Raw genomic sequence first — 6,186 nt, forward strand, 5'->3', positions numbered from 1 at the left:
AAGTGATACCGCTAAAAGATTTAAATAAAAGGGAAACCGTTCCAGTGGTTACCACCTTTTTGGTGGTAGCCTGTTTTGTTGTCTTCTTTTATGAGCTATCTGCCGGAAAGTATGTTGTATATCTCATTCATGCTTTTGGAGTTATTCCATATGAAATAACGCACGGTGTTGACATACCACCGCCGGATCCTTTTACGCCCTACGGGAATTTGATATCTCATCAATATCTTCATGGAGGGTTCTTCCACATTATAGGAAACATGCTTTTTCTCTGGATTTTCGGTGATAACGTGGAGGACTATTTCGGAAAAATTCCATTTTTTCTCTTCTACACGTTTTGCGGTATAGTTGCTGCGCTTATTCAGGTGTTTGCGTATCCCGATTCGGTAGCACCATTGATAGGAGCTTCAGGAGCTATAAGCGGAGTGCTGGGAGCATATTTTATACTTTATCCTGATGCGAAGATTGTTACGCTCGTTTTTCTTGGATTTTTCATAGATATTGTTGTTATTCCGGCTTACATCTGGATAATTTTCTGGTTTATTATGCAGCTTTTAAGCCTTCTTTCCACCGCTTCAGCCGGTGGTGCTGGTGTTGCATGGTTTGCCCATATAGGGGGATTTTTAGTAGGACTTTTTATTGCTAAGTTGCTAATTTCCCGGAAAGGTAGGCCTGTCAAAGTAATCTAAAAACTTTAATATAGCCGTATTACTCTTAACATTTTTTTCATTTTGATGTATGACGGTATGAATTGTGATTCAATCTTCACGGGAGGTGGAAAAAATGAGGAAGTTGTTGACTCTAGCTTTACCTTTGATTATTGCTTCAACTGCATTTGCAAGTTCTTCTGACACTGTTGTTATCGGGACCCTTGATAAGTGGAAAGTTCTTGATCCTGCTAAAGCTTACGATGTGATGAGTTGTAACCTTATGCAAAACACATTTATTGGGCTTTACGGTTATAAACCCGGTTCTACCGTTCCTGAACCTGTTCTTGCAAAGAGTGTAGATATTTCAAAGGACGGGAAGACTTACATTTTTCACCTTAAGAAAGGTTTAAAATTTCAGAACGGTGAAGAGATTACCGCTTATACGCTTAAACGTTCCTGGGATAGAGTTTTTAAACTTAAGGGAGATCCTGCGTTTCTTCTGACGGATGTTGTTAAATCTTATAAAGCAAAGGATAAATATACATTTGAAGTTCACCTTAAATATCCGTTTTCACCATTTTTAGCAGTTACCGCTTTCACAGTTGCGTATCCTGTTCCTTCTATTTATCCTCAAAACAGTTTCTTTAAAGGTATCAAGTATCCAGCTTCAGGACCTCTTACAATTAGAAAGATTAAGAGAGACAGATATGTTTATCTAACCAGGAATCCTAAATATTTTGATTTTAAAGATGTTAAAGCCAAGAAGATTCTAATCAGGCAATACCAGAACGCTCAGACGATTCGTCTTGCCCTTGAAAGGGGTGATATTGACATGACAGGTTCTCTTAACACGCTTGATGTTAAGGACTTTATAACCAATCCTTCTCTTAAGTCTCGCTTTAATGTTTACGTTGCACCAAGTTTCGTAATTTCTTACATTGTTTTTAATGCCAAGAAGGCGCCGTTCAATAATTCTAAAGTTAGGAAAGCCATTGCTTATCTTATCGACAGAAATGAAATCAAGAAGTTTGCTTACAACAACATTCTTCATGAGAATCTTTACTCTCTCATTCCGATTAACATGTGGGGACATAAAGATGTCTTTAATAAAAAACCTAATGTTGAAAAGGCTTTAAAACTTCTTGCTGAAGCCGGCTATAATAAGAATCATCCTCTTGTCATAAACTACTGGTATCCTCAAGGACATTACGGTGCTGATGTTGATAAGGAAGCTCAAATCATTAAATCACAGCTTGAAAAGACAGGAGTGATAAAGGTAAATCTTAAAACGACGGAATGGCCTACGTATCTTGATTACATGACAAAAGGAATTCTCGGAATGTTCAGACTTGGCTGGGCACCAGACTATGTAGATCCTGATGATTACATCTATCCGTTTATGCATTCAAAGACAGACGCTTCCCTCGGTTCCTTCTATTCAAATCCAGAGGTTGACGCTCTTATTCAGAAAGCTCGTTCAGTTAGTGATAAAGCTGAAAGGGAAAAACTTTACTATGAGATTCAGGATTATCTGTGGAAGGATGTTCCTTACATACCTCTCTTCCAGTCAGAGGCGGCTATTGTTGCCAACAAGAGTGTTAGAGGTGTAACAAACGATCCTATCTATCCGAGATACTATCTCCTTCATAAGTAATCTTTTAAAAGTCCCCCTTATGTGCTATCTTGAGGGGGGACTTTTGTGTTAATTTCTGTTTAAGGAGATGAGAAGAGGGTAATGAGAGGGTTGTTGAAGTATATAGGATACAGGCTTGTTTCTTCTGTGGTGATGATTTTCTTAATGGTTACATTTGTATTTTTCCTGCTTAGAATTCTACCAGGTGATCCGGTTTTGGCACTTACGGGTGGAAAGGCACCGCCAGAAGTTGTTAAGCAGTTGAAAGAGCAGTTAGGACTTAATCTTCCTATATATAAGCAGTATTTAAAGTTTCTTTCTGACATACTACACGGTAATCTTGGAACTTCTATAGTTACCGGGGAAAGCATTAAAAGTGAACTTCTTGAAAGATTCCCCGCCACTCTGGAGCTATCTATCGTAAGTATTATTCTGGCGGCCGGCTGGGGTATTGTTCTGGGTATTGAGGGAGCAAGGCGTGAAGGTAGTGTGTTTGATTTTGTTACCAAGTTAATAGCTCTTTCTTTCTATGCTATTCCTATATTTTTCGTAGGTATTATGATGCAGTATATTTTTGGTGTGAAGCTCGGCTGGTTTCCGATTTCAGGAAGAATTGATCCTCTAAATGAGCCTGACCACGTTATAACAGGCCTTTACCTTGTTGACACTCTTTTGACAAAGAATTTTGCAGGCTTTGTTGATGCCCTTAAGCACATTTTCCTTCCTGCTTTCTCTTTGTCTCTTGTTCTTTTTTCTGTCATATACAGAATTACGCGGAGCAACATGATTTTGCAGCTTAAGAAAGAATATGTAAAAGCTGCGAGAGCAAGAGGATTGAAGGAAAGGAGAGTGATTTACTATCACGCATTTAAGAATGCTTTTATTCCGATTTTTACTCTTATAGGTCTTCAATTTGCTGGACTTTTGGGCGGAGCAATCCTTACAGAGAATGTCTTTTCATGGCCCGGGCTTGGTTCTTACTTAATTGAAAGAATCGGTTACAGAGATTTTCCAGCAATTCAGGGGGCTATTCTGTTTTATGCTGTTATTGTTGTGTTTATATCTATCGCGATAGATATAATTTGTGCTCTTATGAATCCAAAAATTAAGTATGAGTAGGGTTTGCAGGATGAACTTAAAGAAGGTACAGCTCTTTCTGGGAATATTTATTGTTGTTTTTCTTATTGTTATTGCGTTGTTTGGTCCTTACCTTACGTCGGCTGATCCGATCGCTATTTCAAATGCCACATTTTCACCCCCATCTTCCCAGCACATATTCGGAACGGATGCTCTGGGAAGAGATATTTTTGCAAGAGTTCTCTATGGAGCTAGAATTTCTCTTCTGGTATCTCTTTTAGCTGTTGCGATAGGGGTATCTGCAGGGACATTTTTGGGTTTGGTTTCAGGTTTTTTCGGTGGAATTGTTGATAAGGTTCTGGTTCTTATGATGGATGCCATGTATGCATTTCCGGGTCTGCTTCTTGCTATTACGTTTACAGCGTTTCTCGGGCAGGGCATAAAAAATGTTGCGATAGCTATTGCCATAGCTTTTATTCCAACTTACTTCAGGCTTGTTCGTAATCAGGTTCTTTCTCTTAAAAGGGAGCCTTTTGTGGAGGCAGCACAGGTATTTAAAGTGCCACTCTGGAAAATAATCTTTATTTATATTTTACTGCCGATTATTCCCACTCTTGCTGGGATTCTGGCTCTTTCAATAGGTGATGCTATTTTGACAGAGGCGGGACTTTCATACCTCGGACTTGGTGTTCCTCCACCAACCCCTGACTGGGGTGCAGATCTTTCAACCGGCCAGCACTACATCCTTCAGGATTACTGGTGGTGTTTTGTCTTTTCGGGTCTTGCCATATTCCTTGCTGTTCTTGGATTTGCCCTTATCGGTGATTACCTATCAGAGGAAAAGCTATGATAGAGGTAAGCCATTTAACAATTACATATCCTAACGGGTTTGTTGCCGTTAAAAATGTTTCGTTTAGTATTGATAAGAAAGAGGTTTTTGCTCTTGTCGGCGAGAGTGGTTGCGGAAAATCAACAACGGCTCATGCTCTCATAAGGCTTCTTCCAAAGGGGAGCAGGATAGAAGGTTCTTTTAAGCTTTCAGGTAGAGAGATAGTTTCCCTTAAAGAGAAAGAGATGAGGAAAGTCAGGGGAAAAGAGATAGGTATGGTGTTTCAGGATCCCCTTAATGCCCTTAATCCCCTTGTTAGAGTTAGAGAACATTTTTTTGAAACGTTTGCAGCTCACGGAATTAAGAAATCCAGAGATGAACTTCTCGGGAGAGTTAGAGAACTTTTTGAGTTTATAGATCTTCCTTTTGAGAAAGTTAATTCTTATCCATTTGAGCTTTCCGGCGGGCAGCGTCAGAGGGTTATGTTCGCCATCGCTCTTGTTTTGAATCCTCGTCTTATAATTCTTGACGAGCCGACAACTGCACTTGATGTTCTTGCCCAAAAAAAGGTTCTTGGATTGATAGATAAAACTAAGGAGACTTTTGATTCTGCAACTCTTCTTATCACTCATGATATGGGAGTTGTTAACGAAGTTGCCGACAAGGTGGCTGTTATGTATAAAGGTGTAATTATGGAAAAAGGTGATAAGGATAAGGTGCTTCATTCTCCCATTCATCCTTACACCAGGCTTCTTATTTCCTGTGTTCCTAAATATGATATCCATGATACTTCCATTCCCGATATTCCTTTGGAAGATAAGAATGTAGAAGGATGTCCTTTTGCTCCAAGATGTCCGAAGGTTTCTGACAGATGCTTTAAAGAGCTTCCCAAACCTGTTGTTGTAAAAGGAAGAGAGGTGTCTTGTTTTAATGTTGAAAGTTGATGGATTGAACATAAAGATTGTAAGAAGTAGAAGAAAGACTATTTCTCTGGAAGTTAGTGATTCTGGAGAAGTTATTTTGAAATCACCTGAAAATCTTTCCAGGGCTTTCCTTAGAAAGTTCGTTTTAAAACATAGAAACTGGCTATTTCAAAAGCTCTTTGATGTTGAAGAGAAAAAGAAATTTTTCGAAGGAAGAGGCTTCAGAGACGGTGCCGTTTTTTACTATTTCGGTGTTCCTTATGTTTTAAAGGTGATTGAATCTTCTATTTCTCTTAAACTTTCCGGTAATTACTCTCTTCTTTCTTCCGACTGGTTGAGTGATGCGAAAGGTGTTTTTATTACCTGGTATAAGAAGGTCGGATTGCCGTATATAACTGAACGAGTTAGGTTTTTTGCAGAGGACAGATTTTCTTATAAAAATGTGAAAATTACACGGGCAGAAAAAAGGTGGGGTTCCTGTTCAGGAAGTAACTCTCTCTGCTTTTCTTACAGGGTTTTGATGCTTCCAGAAGAGATTCTGGATTATATTGTTGTTCACGAGATAGCTCATATAAAAGAGAAGAATCATTCAAAACGTTTCTGGAAGTTAGGTAGTGTACGATATTTTGTGTAAGCTTGAGAAATGGGATAACCTCCTGGGGAACACCCCACAAATACCAACCCCAGGAGGCAAAAATGGAACTACAGAAGATTTTACCAGACCTAGTTAAGGAAGTGGTAAAGCAAACCTTAGAGTCAATCATGACGGCTGAAAGAGAAGTGTTTCTTAAAGAACATGGAGGAACAAAGAACGGCTTTTACGTTAGAAACTTAGATACTGTTATCGGTAAGCTTGAAAATCTGAGAATTCCAAGAGATAGAGAGGGAAAATTCAGAACAAAGTTGATAGAACCTTATAGAAGAAGAGATATCAATCTTGAAGACTTAATACTTGGGATGTTTGCCTCTGGTATGAGTGCAAGAGCAGTAGCCCAGGCTCTTGAAAGCGTGTTTGAACTTAAATACTCACCCTCAACCATAAGCAAAATATCGCAGGTAACCTTAGAGGAAATA

The 6,186-nt window shown here is 39.0% G+C and carries 7 protein-coding genes; all 7 read left to right on the forward strand.

Annotated features, from left to right (window positions below; genetic code table 11):
- The first annotated feature begins 2 nt into the window (after positions 1-2).
- Positions 3-689, forward strand: a complete 687-nt coding sequence (locus BLW93_RS04400; RefSeq protein WP_076712892.1) for a rhomboid family intramembrane serine protease — start codon at positions 3-5, stop codon at positions 687-689.
- 94 nt (positions 690-783) lie between these two features.
- Positions 784-2,304, forward strand: coding sequence for an ABC transporter substrate-binding protein (locus BLW93_RS04405; protein ID WP_076712893.1), 1,521 nt, complete (start codon positions 784-786; stop codon positions 2,302-2,304).
- 93 nt (positions 2,305-2,397) lie between these two features.
- Complete coding sequence (locus BLW93_RS04410) at positions 2,398-3,402, forward strand: ABC transporter permease (RefSeq protein ID WP_216818662.1); 1,005 nt, start codon at positions 2,398-2,400, stop codon at positions 3,400-3,402.
- 10 nt (positions 3,403-3,412) lie between these two features.
- Positions 3,413-4,210, forward strand: coding sequence for an ABC transporter permease (locus BLW93_RS04415; RefSeq protein WP_158025378.1), 798 nt, complete (start codon positions 3,413-3,415; stop codon positions 4,208-4,210).
- The gene (locus BLW93_RS04420) at positions 4,207-5,133 is read left to right on the forward strand and encodes an ABC transporter ATP-binding protein (RefSeq protein WP_076712896.1); all 927 of its coding nucleotides are present in this window, start codon (positions 4,207-4,209) and stop codon (positions 5,131-5,133) included. Before BLW93_RS04415 ends, BLW93_RS04420 begins: the two co-directional genes overlap by 4 nt.
- Complete coding sequence (locus BLW93_RS04425) at positions 5,120-5,746, forward strand: M48 family metallopeptidase (RefSeq protein ID WP_076712897.1); 627 nt, start codon at positions 5,120-5,122, stop codon at positions 5,744-5,746. Before BLW93_RS04420 ends, BLW93_RS04425 begins: the two co-directional genes overlap by 14 nt.
- 2 nt (positions 5,747-5,748) lie before the next feature.
- Positions 5,749-6,186, forward strand: a 438-nt coding sequence (locus BLW93_RS04430) for a transposase (RefSeq protein WP_245791970.1), incomplete at its 3' end; no start/stop codon positions are given.

The sequence above is a fragment of the Desulfurobacterium indicum genome (assembly GCF_001968985.1).
GTDB classification, from domain to species: Bacteria; Aquificota; Aquificia; order Desulfurobacteriales; family Desulfurobacteriaceae; genus Desulfurobacterium_A; species Desulfurobacterium_A indicum.

What these genes read in the sequence shown, in the direction of transcription:
- BLW93_RS04405 (WP_076712893.1), top strand. Translation starts at nt 784, where the DNA reads ATGAGGAAGTTGTTGACTCTAGCTTTACCTTTGATTATTGCTTCAACT.
- BLW93_RS04415 (WP_158025378.1), top strand. Translation starts at nt 3,413, where the DNA reads ATGAACTTAAAGAAGGTACAGCTCTTTCTGGGAATATTTATTGTTGTT.
- BLW93_RS04420 (WP_076712896.1), top strand. Translation starts at nt 4,207, where the DNA reads ATGATAGAGGTAAGCCATTTAACAATTACATATCCTAACGGGTTTGTT.
- BLW93_RS04425 (WP_076712897.1), top strand. Translation starts at nt 5,120, where the DNA reads ATGTTGAAAGTTGATGGATTGAACATAAAGATTGTAAGAAGTAGAAGA.